Source organism: Limnohabitans sp. Jir61 (assembly GCF_003063545.1).
Taxonomy (GTDB): Bacteria; Pseudomonadota; Gammaproteobacteria; order Burkholderiales; family Burkholderiaceae_C; genus Limnohabitans.
Genome location: NZ_NESD01000001.1, coordinates 302,079 through 315,709, shown reverse-complemented (window position 1 = coordinate 315,709; position 13,631 = coordinate 302,079). Strand labels below are relative to the sequence as shown.

At 56.5% G+C, this 13,631-nt stretch carries 15 protein-coding genes; 5 read left to right on the top strand and 10 right to left on the bottom strand.

The window, feature by feature from the left end; all coding sequences use genetic code 11:
* Nucleotide 1 precedes the first annotated feature (1 nt).
* The 7 genes from B9Z35_RS01550 to B9Z35_RS13075 form a co-directional block, all read right to left on the bottom strand.
* Nucleotides 2-784 carry an ABC transporter ATP-binding protein gene (locus B9Z35_RS01550; protein WP_108281906.1) on the bottom strand — a complete coding sequence of 261 codons (783 nt, stop codon included), beginning with the start codon at nucleotides 782-784 and terminating at the stop codon, nucleotides 2-4.
* Nucleotides 781-1,869: an ABC transporter ATP-binding protein gene (locus B9Z35_RS01545; RefSeq protein ID WP_108282773.1), complete on the bottom strand. Its 1,089-nt coding sequence runs from the start codon at nucleotides 1,867-1,869 to the stop codon at nucleotides 781-783. The genes B9Z35_RS01550 and B9Z35_RS01545 overlap by 4 nt, the downstream gene beginning before the upstream one ends.
* Before the next feature lie 5 nt (nucleotides 1,870-1,874).
* Nucleotides 1,875-2,804: a branched-chain amino acid ABC transporter permease gene (locus tag B9Z35_RS01540; RefSeq protein ID WP_108281905.1), complete on the bottom strand. Its 930-nt coding sequence runs from the start codon at nucleotides 2,802-2,804 to the stop codon at nucleotides 1,875-1,877.
* A 3-nt stretch (nucleotides 2,805-2,807) separates the two neighbouring features.
* On the bottom strand, nucleotides 2,808-4,097 hold the full coding sequence (locus tag B9Z35_RS01535; RefSeq protein ID WP_233246441.1) for a replication-associated recombination protein A: 1,290 nt from the start codon (nucleotides 4,095-4,097) through the stop codon (nucleotides 2,808-2,810).
* Between the two features lie 67 nt (nucleotides 4,098-4,164).
* Nucleotides 4,165-4,692 (bottom strand): DNA-deoxyinosine glycosylase, encoded by a 528-nt coding sequence (locus B9Z35_RS01530; RefSeq protein ID WP_108282772.1) that lies wholly within the window; start codon nucleotides 4,690-4,692, stop codon nucleotides 4,165-4,167.
* Nucleotides 4,693-4,700: 8 nt separating this feature from the next.
* Nucleotides 4,701-5,333 carry an outer membrane lipoprotein chaperone LolA gene (gene lolA, locus B9Z35_RS01525; RefSeq protein ID WP_108282771.1) on the bottom strand — a complete coding sequence of 211 codons (633 nt, stop codon included), beginning with the start codon at nucleotides 5,331-5,333 and terminating at the stop codon, nucleotides 4,701-4,703.
* Nucleotides 5,334-5,373: 40 nt separating this feature from the next.
* Complete coding sequence (locus B9Z35_RS13075) at nucleotides 5,374-7,725, bottom strand: DNA translocase FtsK (protein ID WP_108281903.1); 2,352 nt, start codon at nucleotides 7,723-7,725, stop codon at nucleotides 5,374-5,376.
* Nucleotides 7,726-7,829: 104 nt separating this feature from the next.
* Between B9Z35_RS13075 and trxB the strand changes: the two genes are divergently transcribed.
* The 3 genes from trxB (at nucleotide 7,830) to rpmG (ending at nucleotide 9,330) form a co-directional block, all read left to right on the top strand.
* Nucleotides 7,830-8,786 carry a thioredoxin-disulfide reductase gene (gene trxB, locus B9Z35_RS01515; protein WP_108281902.1) on the top strand — a complete coding sequence of 319 codons (957 nt, stop codon included), beginning with the start codon at nucleotides 7,830-7,832 and terminating at the stop codon, nucleotides 8,784-8,786.
* A 114-nt stretch (nucleotides 8,787-8,900) separates the two neighbouring features.
* Nucleotides 8,901-9,134, top strand: a complete 234-nt coding sequence (gene rpmB / locus B9Z35_RS01510; RefSeq protein ID WP_100131507.1) for a 50S ribosomal protein L28 — start codon at nucleotides 8,901-8,903, stop codon at nucleotides 9,132-9,134.
* Nucleotides 9,135-9,159: 25 nt separating this feature from the next.
* Nucleotides 9,160-9,330, top strand: coding sequence for a 50S ribosomal protein L33 (gene rpmG, locus B9Z35_RS01505; protein ID WP_100131508.1), 171 nt, complete (start codon nucleotides 9,160-9,162; stop codon nucleotides 9,328-9,330).
* Between the two features lie 60 nt (nucleotides 9,331-9,390).
* On the opposite strand, the gene B9Z35_RS01500 is transcribed toward rpmG, so the two are convergent.
* Both B9Z35_RS01500 and B9Z35_RS01495 read right to left on the bottom strand, forming a co-directional pair.
* Entirely contained in the window at nucleotides 9,391-10,602 is a 1,212-nt protein-coding gene (locus B9Z35_RS01500; protein ID WP_108281901.1) for an acyl-CoA desaturase, read from the bottom strand.
* 51 nt (nucleotides 10,603-10,653) lie between these two features.
* On the bottom strand, nucleotides 10,654-11,988 hold the full coding sequence (locus B9Z35_RS01495; protein ID WP_108281900.1) for an RsmB/NOP family class I SAM-dependent RNA methyltransferase: 1,335 nt from the start codon (nucleotides 11,986-11,988) through the stop codon (nucleotides 10,654-10,656).
* A 20-nt stretch (nucleotides 11,989-12,008) separates the two neighbouring features.
* Between B9Z35_RS01495 and B9Z35_RS01490 the strand changes: the two genes are divergently transcribed.
* Nucleotides 12,009-12,245: a DUF1653 domain-containing protein gene (locus tag B9Z35_RS01490; protein ID WP_108281899.1), complete on the top strand. Its 237-nt coding sequence runs from the start codon at nucleotides 12,009-12,011 to the stop codon at nucleotides 12,243-12,245.
* A gap of 45 nt (nucleotides 12,246-12,290) precedes the next feature.
* Nucleotides 12,291-12,881: a phosphoribosylglycinamide formyltransferase gene (gene purN, locus B9Z35_RS01485; RefSeq protein ID WP_108281898.1), complete on the top strand. Its 591-nt coding sequence runs from the start codon at nucleotides 12,291-12,293 to the stop codon at nucleotides 12,879-12,881.
* Nucleotides 12,882-13,010: 129 nt separating this feature from the next.
* Here purN and B9Z35_RS01480 read toward each other — a convergent pair whose 3' ends face one another.
* Nucleotides 13,011-13,568, bottom strand: coding sequence for an HNH endonuclease (locus tag B9Z35_RS01480; protein WP_108281897.1), 558 nt, complete (start codon nucleotides 13,566-13,568; stop codon nucleotides 13,011-13,013).
* Nucleotides 13,569-13,631: the final 63 nt, after the last annotated feature.

Genomic DNA, 13,631 nt, shown 5'->3' with positions numbered 1-13,631 from the left:
CTCAATGCACCCCATGTTCTGATTGCGTGCCGAGATAGGCTTCAATCACTTGTGGGTCGCGCTGCACATCGGCCGGTGTGCCTTGGGCAATCACCTTGCCGTAGTCAAGCACGGTCACTCGGTCACACAAGCCCATGACCAACTTCACATCGTGCTCGATCAAGAGCACGGTGCGGTGGTCGTGGCGAATTTTGTCGATCAGCTCACGCAGTTGCACTTTTTCGGTGGCGTTCATGCCCGCTGCGGGTTCATCGAGCGCAATGAGTTGCGGGTCGGTGGCCAAAGCACGCGCAATTTCTAAACGGCGTTGGTCACCATAGCTCAGCGTGCGTGCTTTGTAGTCTGCCAAGCTGGCAATGCCAACGTAATCCAACAGCTCACGCGCGCGCTGCTCGATCGCCAACTCTTCCGCTTTGAATTTGGCGGTTCTAAAAATCGCGCCGAGCAAGCCCGAGCCTGTACGTACATGGCGGCCCACCATCACGTTTTCGAGCGCAGTCATCTCAGCAAACAAACGGATGTTTTGAAACGTGCGTGCAATGCCCGCCTGCGCCACCAAGTGCACCTCGGTGGGCTCATACGATTTGCCAGCCAATTCAAAGCTGCCGCTGTCGGGCGTGTACAGGCCTGTGATGACGTTGAAGAACGTGGTCTTGCCAGCGCCGTTGGGGCCAATCAAACCATAGACTTGGCCACGCTCAATCTGCATACCCACATCGCTCAAGGCTTGTAAACCACCAAAGCGTTTGGAAATGCCAGAGACATTCAACACGAGGTCGCTCATCGCGCACCTCCTTGTGGGTTGAGGTTTTTGCCATGTTCAGGCGTGGGCCACAAACCGCGTGGCTTCCACAACATGATGGTGACCATGGCCAACGCAATTAACAACTGGCGCATGATGGCAGCGTCCAATCGGCCATCGGTCATCTCTTGAATCGGGCCCGCTACAAAGCGCAGCACCTCGGGCAAAGCGGCCAGCAACACGGCGCCCAAAATCACGCCCGGCAAATGGCCCAAACCACCCAACACCACCATCGCCACAATCATCACCGACTCCATGAGGCTGAACGACTCAGGCGACACAAAACTTTGGAACGATGCAAACATCGCTCCTGACACACCACCAAACGACGCCCCCATGCCAAAGGCCATGAGCTTCAAGTTGCGTGTGTTCAGGCCCATGGCTTTGGCGGCAATCTCGTCTTCGCGAATCGCCATCCATGCGCGGCCAATGCGTGAGTATTCCAAGCGATGACAAATCACCACACTCACCACCACTAACGTGAGGAACAGGTAGTAATACAAGGTGACAGACGGCAGCTCGATGAAGCCCAGGTCCAAGCGCTTCGAGAGCGAGTAGCCAAAGATGGACACCGCATCTATCTGACCCAACCCTCGCGGCCCGTTGGTGATGTTGACGGGGTTATCAAGGTTATTCAAAAACACACGGATGATTTCGCCAAAGCCCAAGGTGACGATGGCCAAGTAGTCGCCACGCAGCTTCAATGTGGGCGCGCCCAACAGCACACCGAACAAACCTGCCAAACCAGCGGCCAGTGGCAGAACCAACCAAAAGCTCAGGTGCAGCCCATCAGGGAACATCACCGCCACCCAAGGAAACACCTCGGTCAAATGCGGCGAAGCCAACAAGGCAAACATGTAAGCGCCCACGGCAAAGAAGGCCACGTAGCCCAAGTCGAGCAAGCCCGCGTAGCCCACCACAATGTTCAAGCCGAGCGCCAGCAGCACATACAGCAAGGACATGTCTGCAATACGCACCCATGCATTGCCAAAGCTTTGCAGCAGCAGCGGCAAAGCCAACAACAGCACAGCCATGAGCCAACGATTTGAGAAAAGTTTGTGCGTCATGGTGATCAAGCCCTGTCTGCCACGCGCTCACCCAGCAGGCCCGATGGGCGCAGCGTGAGCATGATGATCAACACAATGAAAGCCAAGATGTCGGTGTAGTGACTGCCCAGCACACCGCCTGTGAGGTCGCCCAAGTACCCAGAGCCAATCGACTCGATCAAGCCCAACAGTAAGCCGCCCACCACTGCACCAGCCAAATTGCCAATGCCGCCAAACACCGCCGCCGTGAAAGCTTTGAGGCCTGGCAAGAAACCCATCGCATGGTGTGCTGTGCCGTAATTCATGGCCCACATCACACCCGCGATGGTGGCGAGCACTGCCCCGATGATGAAGGTGGCTGAAATCACCACATCTGGCTTCACGCCCATGAGGCTGGCCACACGTGGGTTCTCTGCTGTGGCACGCATGGCGCGACCTAGCTTGGTGCGGTTGACCAACCAAGACAACACGGCCAAAGCCACCACCGTCAGGCCCAAAATCATCAACTGCGTAGGCGTGATCACCGCCTCGCCAATTTCAAACGGGGTAGTGGGCAAGAGCGAGGGAAACGGTTTGTAGCTAGGCTTCCACACAATCATGGCAAGGGTCTGCAGCAAGATAGACATGCCAATGGCAGTGATCAGCGGCGCCAACTTAGGTGCATTGCGCAACGGGCGATACGCGATTTTTTCAATCGCAAAGTTCAGCGCCGCCGCAGCGATGGAAGCTAACACCATGGAGATGAGCAGCAACACCCACCCCGGTGTGTCGGGCATGAGCGGTTGCAAAAAGCCAATGACAGACCAGCTGCACAAGGCACCAATCATCAACACCTCGCCATGCGCGAAGTTGATGAGGTTGATGATGCCGTAGACCATGGTGTAGCCCAAAGCCACCAGCGCGTACATGCTGCCGAGCACCAAGCCGTTGATGACTTGTTGAAGCAAGACGTCCATTTGTTATTTACCTGCTTGTTTGTTTTTGTCGCGCAAGTGGCGCAATTTGTCAGCAATTTTGATCTCTAAACCGCGCTCCACAGGGCGGTAAAAGCCCGTATTCTCCAAGCCTTCGGGCATGTAGTTTTCGCCCGCTGCAAAGCCATCTTCTTCGTCATGGGCATAGCGGTAGCCTTTGCCCCAATCCATGTCTTTCATCATCTTGGTCGGGGCGTTGCGCAAGTGCATGGGCACGGGGCGTGTGCCGTCTTTTTTGATGAGGGCTTTGGCTTCGTTGTAGGCCTTGTACACCGCGTTCGACTTAGGCGCTACGGCTAAATACACCACGCACTCGGCCAGCGCCAGCTCGCCTTCGGGCGAGCCCAAACGCTCGTACACCTCTGCCGCATCCAACGCCAGACGCAAGGCACGCGGGTCAGCCAAGCCAATGTCTTCAGCCGCCATGCGAATCAAACGGCGCGCCATGTATTTGGGCTCAGCCCCGCCGTCGAGCATGCGCACCAGCCAATACAAAGCGGCATCAGGGTCAGAGCCGCGCACCGATTTGTGCAGCGCGCTGATGGTGTCGTAAAACTGTTCGCCGCCTTTGTCGTAGCGGCGCATGCGCTCACCCAACACGCGCATGAGCCATGCGTCGTTGATTTCTTCGAGCTTCTCGCGGTTGGCAGCCACCGATAAGGTCTCAAGCGTGTTGAGCAAGCGACGTGCATCGCCGTCGGCATAGGCAATCAATCGCTCAAGCGCTGCGTCTTCCAAAGCAGGCACGGCACCAATGGCTTGCGCTTTGGCAATGATTTGCGTGAGGTCGTCCACACTGAGCGACTGCAGCACATACACCGCCGCACGCGAGAGCAACGCCGAGTTCACCTCGAACGACGGGTTCTCGGTGGTCGCGCCTATGAAAGTGAACAAGCCCGACTCCACATGCGGCAAGAACGCGTCTTGCTGGCTTTTGTTGAAGCGGTGCACCTCGTCCACAAACATGATGGTGCGCTTGGGATCGAGCGAATCGCGAGCAGCAATCGCCTGCTCAACCGACTCACGAATTTCTTTCACACCCCCCAGCACGGCGCTGATGGACAAGAACTGTGCATCAAACGCATCAGCCATCAAACGGGCGATGGTAGTTTTGCCCACACCAGGCGGCCCCCACAGAATGCAACTGTGCGGCTGGCCCGATTCAAATGCCACGCGCAGTGCCATGCCCTCGCCCAGCAGGTGTTGCTGGCCAATGACTTCACCCAACGTGCGCGGGCGCAGGCGTTCAGCGAGGGGAATGTGGGTTGAAGACACGCTTTGAAAGGCTTTGATGCTTAGATGCTCTGAGTGTAGCGAAGGGCTTGGCTTTAGCCTTGTGACATCAGGCGAATGAGCCCAACAAACCCTCAGCCTCGAGTACCTCACGCCAAGCCTCGCATTTACGTTCAAACGTCCAACTGGCATGTGCAGGACTGGTTGACGGCAGTCGATGCACAGGCAGGCTCAAAGTGCGGGTGAATTTGGCGTGCTTGAAGCTTTCACCGCCGTTATGCGCTATTGCGACTAAGCGAGGGCAACGTTCGCGCAGACCTAGCAAATCATTGGGCTGCGCGTTTTGAATATGGGCGTCTAAGCTGCCCACGCGTTCGCACTGGGCATACACATCCCACAAGCCCACGCCTTGACTGAGCAACCATTGCGCTCTTTCGACATAAGGCATGGCCAACACCTCGGCGGCATTGGGTGAGAGCAGCGTGGCCATGATTTTCCAAAACTGGTTTTGCGGATGGCCGTAGTACTGCTGCGAACGCAGCGAAGCCACACCTGGAAAACTGCCCAGCACCACCAAGCGGGTATGGGCATCCAGCAATGGCGGCAAACCTTGCAACACGGGCGTGGCCTGTGTCATGCGCGCACTCAAGGGCGAATGACGCTCACGCCTTTGGGCACCGCAAAGTTGAACTGCGTTAAACCGAGGTTGACTGGATTCACCTCAAAGCGTTCAAAGCTCAAAACTGAGCGTTGACCCATTGCATCAAAAATCTCAAGCTTGCTGAGGCTCACCTGAGCGCCATCGGAACGCAAACCCATGCGCACCGATTGAATGGTGCTCTCTCGATTCTTTGGCGTGGCTTGAACCCATTGCAAACCATCACTATCGGCTTGAGCTTCTAAAGCGAACTCTTTTTGCAGCGCACTCACATCCACAGCTGTCGCCACCAAAGCAGCCGGTGTGCTGCCTAAGGCTTGCGCTTGTTTGCGAGCCGTCACCTGCTCTAGGTCGGCGTCATACAACCACAAGGTTTGACCATCTGCAACGATGACTTGCGCAAAAGGTTTGACGTAATCGAAACGAAAACGCGTGGGACGCATGAATGAAAACTGGCCAATCGACGTTTTGTTGCGCACCATTGTCTGACCTGCTTTGACAGGCGGTGTCACCACTTGCGTGAAATCAGCGCGGCCACTTTTGGTCGATTTCAAAAACGTTTCTAGCGCGTCCAAACTGCTAGCGCACACAACGCTGGTGCTGAGGGCAAACGCTGCCATCGCCACACCCGCATGACGCCAAGCAGAAATGACGATGCGTTTATTCATCACGTTTGGGCACCAAAATTTCACGCTGGCCATTGCTGCTCATGGCGCTGACCATACCGGCCTTCTCCATGTCTTCCACCAAACGTGCGGCGCGGTTGTAGCCAATCTTTAAATGGCGTTGCACCAGTGAAATACTGGCCTTGCGGTTCTTCAACACCACCTCAACCGCTTGGTCATACATCGGGTCTTTTTCGGCCGACACTTCGCCAAACAAATCGGGGCCTGATGGGTTGCCATCGCCATCGACCGTGCCGCCTTCGAGCACACCCTCGATGTAGTCGGGTTCGCCTTGGCTCTTCAAGTAATTCACCACGCGGTGAACTTCCTCATCGCTCACAAACGCGCCGTGCACACGCACGGGGAAGCCTGTGCCACTGGCCATGTAAAGCATGTCACCCATACCCAACAACGCCTCTGCGCCCATTTGATCAAGGATGGTGCGGCTGTCAATTTTGGAGCCCACAGAGAACGCAATACGTGTGGGAATGTTGGCTTTGATCAGACCAGTAATCACGTCCACGCTGGGACGCTGTGTGGCCAAAATCAAATGGATACCGGCAGCACGCGCCTTTTGGGCGAGGCGTGCAATCAGCTCTTCAATCTTCTTACCCACCACCATCATCAAGTCGGCCAATTCGTCAATGACCACCACGATGTGTGGAAGGCGTTGCAGCGGCTCAGGCTGTTCGGGTGTCAAGCTGAACGGGTTGTAGATGAACTCTTCACGCGCAGCAGCTTCGTCAATCTTGGCGTTGTAGCCCGCGAGGTTACGAACGCCCAGCTTACTCATGAGCTTGTAGCGTTTTTCCATTTCTCCCACACACCAGTTCAAGCCGTGTGCGGCTTGGCGCATGTCGGTCACCACGGGAGCCAGCAAGTGTGGAATGCCTTCGTAGACCGACATCTCCAACATCTTGGGGTCAATCATGAGCAAGCGCACATCGCGGGCTTCGGCCTTGTAGAGCAAGGACAAAATCATCGCGTTGATACCCACCGATTTACCTGAGCCGGTCGTACCCGCCACCAACACGTGGGGCATCTTGGCCAAGTCGGCGACGATGGGATTGCCCACAATGTCTTTACCCAAGCCCATGGTGAGCATGGACTTGGATTCGTTGTACACGTCAGAGCCCAAAATTTCGCTCAAGCGGATGGACTGTCGCTTGGCATTGGGCAATTCCAACGCCATGTAGTTTTTGCCTGGGATGGTCTCCACCACGCGAATGGACACCAGCGAGAGTGAGCGCGCCAAATCTTTGGCAAGGTTCAACACTTGCGAGCCCTTCACGCCTGTGGCGGGCTCAATCTCGTAGCGGGTAATCACAGGGCCGGGGGATGCGGCCACCACACGAACTTCCACGCCGAAGTCTTTGAGTTTTTTCTCAATCATGCGACTGGTCATTTCCAGCGTTTCGGGGGCCACAGTGTCTTGGCGAATCAGCGGGTCATCCAACAAGTCGACTTGCGGCAAACGCGAGTCAGTCGCGGCATCGGTGAACAGCGTTTTTTGGCGCTCTTTGGCCACGCGTGCGCTCTTGGGCACTTCGATGATCTCAGGCTCAATATGCACAGTGATGGGCGGATGCTCTTTGATTTCCACACGCTCTTCAAAGACAACTTCTTCGCGCTCGCGCGCAGCCACCAAACCGTAGGCCACATCTTCTTCGCGCTCACGGCGTTCACGCCATTTTTCGTACAAGCCATCTAGCAAAGCGCCAATGTTCTCAGCGGTTTGCCCCCATGAAAAACGGAACACCCACGAAGCACCGACCACGCCAAACACAATGAAAATCAAGCCCGAACCATTGAAGCCCAGCCAGTTCAGGCTTGATGGCCCAACCAGGTAGCCCAAAACGCCACCACTGCTGTGGCCGGGCAATCGGTCTTCAAAGCGGTACATGCGCGTCCACTCTAGGCCCGCACTGGAAATCAACAACAACGCCAAACCTGCCCAAAACGCAAAGCGCGTGTAGCGCCAGCCTGTGTGCTCTGGAGCCGGCTCGTCTTCGTCGCGCAAGCGGTTGGCCAAGGCTGACAACCATGCCACCAAGCCTGCGGCATAGCACCACCAAACCGAATAGCCAAGTAAGAAAAAGCTCAAATCGCCAAACAAAGCGCCCAAACGGCCGCCAAAGTTGCGCACCGTGCCACTCGCACCCGAGGTGGTCCATGCAGGGTCCAGCGGCGAGTGGGTCAGCAGTGCCAGCAACCAAAAGGTCATGAACACAAAGCCTGCCGTCAGCGCAATCTCTTGCGCAAAGCGGCGAAAACCTGTGGGCTTGTTGTCCCCCTCGGCAGCAGAGGCGCGAGGGTCGTTCTTTAATGTATTGAGCGAGTAAGTCATGTCTAGAGGCAGAGCTTACCCGAGCGGCAACCATGCACCGTCAGGGGTAAAGGGATAGGTTCTTACAATCTTGCCTTTATTGTCTCTTTGATTGCCCTCTTCAGATGTCTACCAACCAACACGCCCAAGTTTTGATTCTCGGCTCCGGCCCTGCTGGCTACACCGCCGCCGTTTACGCAGCCCGCGCCAACCTGAAGCCTCTGTTGATCACCGGCATGGCCCAAGGCGGCCAACTCATGACCACCACCGAAGTGGACAACTGGCCTGCCGATGTGAACGGCGTGCAAGGCCCAGAGCTGATGCAACGCTTTCAGCAACATGCTGAGCGCTTTAACACCCAAATCGTGTTTGACCACATCAACAAGGTCGATTTTTCTAAGCGCCCCTTCACCTTGACCGGCGACAGCGGCACTTACACCTGCGACAGCCTCATCATTTGTACCGGCGCTTCGGCCAAGTACTTGGGCCTGCCTTCGGAAGAAGCGTTCATGGGCCGTGGCGTCTCGGGCTGCGCCACGTGTGACGGTTTCTTCTACCGCGACCAAGTGGTCAGCGTGGTCGGCGGCGGCAACACCGCTGTGGAAGAAGCCCTGTACCTCTCCAACATCGCCTCTAAAGTGCACTTGGTGCACCGCCGCGACACCTTCAAGGCCGAAGCCATCATGATCGACAAGCTCATGGAAAAGGTCGCCGCAGGCAAGATCGTGCTCGAAACCAACAGCACTTTGGACGAAGTGCTTGGTGACGCCTCAGGCGTGACCGGCATTCGCTTGAAGAGCACCGCTGACGGCAGCACCCGCGACATCGCCACCCAAGGCTGCTTCATTGCCATCGGCCACTCACCCAATACCGGCATTTTTGAAGGCCAACTGGCCATGAAAAACGGCTATTTGCTGACCAAAAGCGGCTCAGAGGGCTTTGCCACCATGACCAGCGTGCCCGGCGTCTTTGCGGCGGGCGACGTGCAAGACAACATCTACCGCCAAGCCATTACCAGCGCCGGCACGGGCTGTATGGCTGCCTTGGACGCCCAGCGCTTCTTAGAGCAAGGCGCCCACTAAAACGCGCTACAATCTCAGGCTTTGCTGAATTCAGCGAAGAGATGGGTTACCGCCACCCTTTTTGGCGAGGTGAGGCGCTCGTGGGAACGACCGCCGTTGATATGGAGTGTCCACATGGCACGCGTATGTGAAGTAACGGGCAAAGGCCCAATGTCTGGGAACAACGTTTCCCACGCAAACAACAAGACAAAACGCCGTTTTTTGCCTAACCTGCAATACCGCCGTTTCTGGGTAGAGACTGAAAACCGTTGGGTTCGCTTGCGCGTTTCTAGCGCAGCTCTGCGTTTGATCGACAAAAACGGCATTGACGCCGTGTTGGCTGACTTGCGTTCACGCGGTCAAGCTTAATTCCAGTTACTGAAAGGACACGATCATGGCATCCAAAGGCGGACGCGAAAAAATCAAGCTGGAATCGACAGCCGGCACAGGTCACTTCTACACGACCAGCAAAAACAAGAAAACAATGCCCGAGAAAATGTTGATCATGAAATTTGATCCCAAAGCTCGCAAGCACGTTGAATACAAGGAAACCAAACTGAAGTAATTCAGATTGGCCCAATAAAAAACCCGCCTAGGCGGGTTTTTTATTGTCTGTGCGTTGTGTTTACACGCGTGCAGCACGCAAGTGCATCGAGAACTCTTGCAATGCAGCAATGCCGCTGGTTTCGGCGCGTTTGCACCAAGCTTGCAGGTCAAGCGCCAATTGCGCACGGTTGTGGTTGGTGTTGAGCCACAACTGGCGCAGCTCTTCACGCATCTTGACCATGGTGTCGACATCAGGCAAGGCAGCGCGGGCTTGGGCCAATTGAGCCGCCACCGAAGCTGGTACTTTCTCGGCATCACGGTGCATCCAGCGCTTGGCAGCAGCCAGCACAGAGTCAGCAGGCAAGGTGCTCATCTTGTCGAGCTCTTGTTTCATGGCCAAACGCAGTTGGGTGGCGTAATTGGCCATCACTTCGTATCGGTTGGCAATGACGGCTTCCAAGGTCTTTTCGTCGGCCACTGGCTTGATGTCGCCAAAGGCGAGCTTTGGAGGCGTCTTTTTGACCGTGGCCAAACCCACAGTTTCCAAAATACGGATGTACAACCAGCCCAAGTCGAACTCATAGGGCTTGACCGACAACTTGGCCGATGTGGGGTAGGTATGGTGGTTGTTGTGCAACTCTTCGCCGCCAATGATGATGCCCCAAGGCGAAATATTGGTGCTGGCGTCTGGCGCCTCAAAGTTGCGGTAGCCCCAGTAGTGCGCTGCGCCATTGATGATGCCAGCCGCTGTGACGGGAATCCACATCATCTGCACGGCCCACACGGTCAGGCCCAAGGCGCCGAACAGGGCCAAGTTGATGATGAGCATCAAGGCCACGCCCCAAACCGAGTGAGGGGTGTACAGGTTGCGCTCAATCCAGTCGTTGGGTGTGCCGTGGCCAAAACGCTCGAGGGTTTCGAGGTTCTCAGCTTCTTTGCGGTACAGCTCAGCGCCTGTGAACAACACGGTTTTGATGCCGTGCACATGAGGGCTGTGTGGGTCTTCCGCTTGCTCGCACTTTGCGTGGTGCTTGCGGTGAATCGAGGTCCACTCTTTGGTCACTTGGGCCGTGGTGAGCCACAACCAGAAACGGAAAAAGTGCGACGCAATCGGATGCAAGTCAAGCGAACGGTGCGCCGAGTGGCGGTGCAAATAGATGGTCACGCTGGCGATGGTGATGTGTGTGAGCACCATCGTGACGATGAAGACTTGCCAGCCAGAAAAATGCAGCAAGCCGTAGCTCAGCCAGTTCAACGTGGCGTCAAGCCAAGCCCAATTGGGTAACAACATGTATGTCTTTCAACTCGTGGAAATTAACTGTCAATTTTAAAGTTTTGGGCCTTATTTGGCTACCCAAACAGCAGCAAAAAAGCCGTCTGTTGCATGTATGTGGGGCCAAAGACGCAAATACAAACCGTCTGTAGTACACAAACTGCCTGCATTGGCTACTTTCAGCTCTGTCAGGGTGTCGGCTGCTGACAACGGCACAAAGTTAGGGTGGGCTGCACTGAAGGCCTGGGCAATCGCCTCGTTCTCTTCGGGCAACACGCTGCAAGTGGCGTACACCAAGCGGCCGCCCGACTTCACCAAACGCGCAGCGCTGGCCAAGATGGAGGTTTGCTTGACTGTCAACTCTTCAACGGCCTTGGGCGACTGACGCCATTTCAGGTCAGGGTTGCGGCGCAAAGTGCCGAGGCCCGAACAGGGGGCATCTACCAACACGCGATCAATCTTGCCGCTCAGGCGCTTCACGCGGTCGTCGCGCTCGTGCGCAATGGCAGATGGGTGAACGTTTGACAACTTGCTGCGTGCCAAGCGGGGCTTGAGCGACTCCAAGCGATGGCCCGATGTGTCAAACGCATACAAGCGGCCGGTGCTGCGCATGGACGCACCAATGGCCAGCGTTTTACCGCCAGCGCCTGCGCAAAAGTCCACCACCATCTCGCCGCGCTTGGCATCAAGCAGCAAGGCCAACAACTGCGAGCCTTCGTCTTGCACTTCAATCGCACCACGCGCAAACGCGTCGAGGCCCGACAAAGCCGGCTTACCTTCAATGCGCAAACCCCAAGGCGAAAACGGTGTGTCCACCGCCTTGATGCCGGCGAGCTTCAACTCATGCTGCACATCGGCGCGTTTGTCGGTGAAGGTGTTCACGCGCAAGTCCAACGGTGCACCGCCGTTGAGGCGTTCGACCAAGGGCCAAAAGCCCTCGCCCACTTGGGCCTTGAGCGGCTCGACCAACCACTCGGGCATATTGTGGCGATGACGTTCCATCAGGTCGGTGGGGTTCACCGCTTCACAGGCTTCGAGCCAAGCGACTTCTTGCTTGTTCAACGCGCTGAACAAAAAGTCGAGCGGGCTGTTGTTGGCGTGCTTGGCGCTCTTGGGCGCGTTGTTGGCAGGCGCTTGGTCTTTCAAGTGCTGGGCAAAGCCAAGGATGGCCAGGCGGCGCTCTTTGGGGCCAGAGCCCGAAGGCGCAAAGTGGTCGTAGCGCAGCTTGTTGCGCAAGACGTTGTAGGTGGTTTCGGCCAAGGCCGCACGCTCGCGCGGGCCGAAGGCATAGGTTTTACGGTAGTCACGGAAAAACTTAGACACCACCGCATCAGCAGGGTGGTCAAACTTCAAAGTGAGGCGGACAAGCTCGGTACAAGCTTCAACAAGGGCTTTTGGATGCATAGGGTGTATTGTCCCATCCTATGAACGACCAAGACCTCCCCCCACTGCAAGAAACTCCCATCGGCCTCTACCGCCACTACAAAGGCGGCCAATACGAGGTGATTGGCACCGTGCGCCACAGCGAAACACTAGAACCCATGACCCTCTACCGCGCCCTTTACGGCGCACACGGCCTGTGGGTGCGCCCTGCTGCCATGTTTAACGAACAAGTGCTGATTGATGGTGTGATGCAGCCGCGCTTCGTCAAAACAAACTAAGCCTTGTATGCAGCGGTATTGCCAGCCCCGCGATAATTCGCGGCAATGAAAAACATCGTCATCTTGATCTCTGGCGGCGGCTCCAACATGGCCGCCATCGTACGCACCGCGCAAGCCCAAAACTGGGCCAAGCAATTCAACGCGCAGGTCAGCGCCGTCATCAGCAACAAAGCCGATGCCAAAGGCTTGGCCTTTGCCAAAGAACACGGCATCGCCACAGCCGTCATCGACCACAAAGCCTTCGCAGGTGAACCCCAACCCCGCGAAGCCTTTGACGCCGCCTTGATGACCGAGATCGACAAACACCAGCCCCACCTTGTGGTGCTGGCTGGCTTCATGCGCATCCTCACCCCAGGCTTTGTGGCGCACTACGAAGGCCGACTGCTCAACATCCACCCCTCGCTACTGCCCGCCTTCCCCGGCCTGCACACGCATGAGCGCGCCATCGAAGCTGGCTGCAAATTTGCCGGAGCCACTGTGCACCGCGTGACTGCTGAACTAGACCACGGCCCCATCCTCGCGCAGGCGGTTGTGCCCGTGCTGCCTGACGACACCGCAGACACACTGGCTGCGCGGGTGTTGACGCAGGAGCATTTGATTTATCCGAAGGCTGTGGCGGAGTTGTTAGCCAATTAGTCCGAGTGAAGGAACTCGCAGCTGAGAGGGGTATGGCCAGCTGACGATTTCTGGTACTCCAACATGAGGAAGCTGGCCATGCGCCTCTCGGCGGAGCAACAGCCAACTCGAGAGAGCGAACGCAAAAACCTAAGCCAAGAGCCGAGAACTCTTAGGCACATGCGCCATCAAAAACTCCATCTGATCCGCCAAGATACGGCGGTTACGCAAGATGAAGTCCTCCCACAACGATGGCTCATAAGGTGTGTAAAGAAGCGGCATACGCGCTTGCTCGGGCGTGCGGTTGCCCTTGCGGTGGTTGCACGATTTGCACGCTGTCACCACATTCATCCAAACATTGGGGCCGCCTTGGCCCACGGGGCGAATGTGCTCGCGGGTGAGTTCTGACTCAACGAAGTGGTCGCCGCAGTAAGCGCAAACATTGCGGTCGCGACTGAAAAGCTTGTCGTTGGTCAGACCCGATTTCAAATCAAACGGGTTGATCTTGGGCACACCTTTCGTGCCGATGATGCTGTTGACCGTGATGATCGACTGCTGGCCCGTGATGGCATTGGTGCCGCCATGAAACACCGCCACCTCGCCGCCAGATTCCCAGCGTACTTCGTCGGCCGCGTAGTGGAGAACCGCTTCTTCCAGCGATATCCACGACTGCGGTAGCCCTTGGGCAGACAGTTTCAAGACCTTCACACCTCACCTCCATTCGCTTCTAAAACGACCGATCGGGAATGCACATCTATCGCTGACAATATA

Bases quoted from the DNA above. Each gene is read 5' to 3' on its own strand.
- rpmG (WP_100131508.1), top strand. From the start codon at position 9,160: ATGGCATCCAAAGGCGGACGCGAAAAAATCAAGCTGGAATCGACAGCC.
- lolA (WP_108282771.1), bottom strand. From the start codon at position 5,333: ATGGCAGCGTTTGCCCTCAGCACCAGCGTTGTGTGCGCTAGCAGTTTG.
- rpmB (WP_100131507.1), top strand. From the start codon at position 8,901: ATGGCACGCGTATGTGAAGTAACGGGCAAAGGCCCAATGTCTGGGAAC.
- B9Z35_RS01495 (WP_108281900.1), bottom strand. From the start codon at position 11,988: ATGCATCCAAAAGCCCTTGTTGAAGCTTGTACCGAGCTTGTCCGCCTC.
- trxB (WP_108281902.1), top strand. From the start codon at position 7,830: ATGTCTACCAACCAACACGCCCAAGTTTTGATTCTCGGCTCCGGCCCT.
- B9Z35_RS01500 (WP_108281901.1), bottom strand. From the start codon at position 10,602: ATGTTGTTACCCAATTGGGCTTGGCTTGACGCCACGTTGAACTGGCTG.
- B9Z35_RS01540 (WP_108281905.1), bottom strand. From the start codon at position 2,804: ATGGACGTCTTGCTTCAACAAGTCATCAACGGCTTGGTGCTCGGCAGC.
- B9Z35_RS01490 (WP_108281899.1), top strand. From the start codon at position 12,009: ATGAACGACCAAGACCTCCCCCCACTGCAAGAAACTCCCATCGGCCTC.
- purN (WP_108281898.1), top strand. From the start codon at position 12,291: ATGAAAAACATCGTCATCTTGATCTCTGGCGGCGGCTCCAACATGGCC.
- B9Z35_RS01550 (WP_108281906.1), bottom strand. From the start codon at position 784: ATGAGCGACCTCGTGTTGAATGTCTCTGGCATTTCCAAACGCTTTGGT.
- B9Z35_RS01530 (WP_108282772.1), bottom strand. From the start codon at position 4,692: ATGACACAGGCCACGCCCGTGTTGCAAGGTTTGCCGCCATTGCTGGAT.
- B9Z35_RS13075 (WP_108281903.1), bottom strand. From the start codon at position 7,725: ATGACTTACTCGCTCAATACATTAAAGAACGACCCTCGCGCCTCTGCT.
- B9Z35_RS01545 (WP_108282773.1), bottom strand. From the start codon at position 1,869: ATGACGCACAAACTTTTCTCAAATCGTTGGCTCATGGCTGTGCTGTTG.